The sequence below is a fragment of the Gemmiger formicilis genome (assembly GCF_016901605.1).
Lineage (GTDB): Bacteria > Bacillota > Clostridia > Oscillospirales > Ruminococcaceae > Gemmiger > Gemmiger formicilis_B.
Genome location: NZ_JACJKP010000941.1, coordinates 1 through 218, shown reverse-complemented (window position 1 = coordinate 218; position 218 = coordinate 1). Strand labels below are relative to the sequence as shown.

The window sequence follows — 218 nt, the reverse complement described above, 5'->3', positions numbered from 1 at the left end:
CTTTCCCCCGTACGCACACCGAATGCCTTGGCAGGGCCGCTTTTGGCCAGCACCACGCCATGGCGCTTTTCCTCGTCGCCGCCCACCGCCGAAGGCACCGTGCGCAGGTCCAGCAGCCCGCTGATCTCCTCCGGCGTATAGTCCAGCAGCGTCAGAAAATCACGTCCCTGCAAATTCATAACAATAAACCCCCTCCAGGATGCATAAAAATACAATGT

The 218-nt window shown here is 58.3% G+C and carries 1 pseudogene; it reads right to left on the bottom strand.

Annotated elements, in window-relative coordinates:
* Positions 1-185, bottom strand: a pseudogene (locus H6B10_RS19215) (hypothetical protein); the annotation flags it as partial.
* Positions 186-218: the final 33 nt, after the last annotated feature.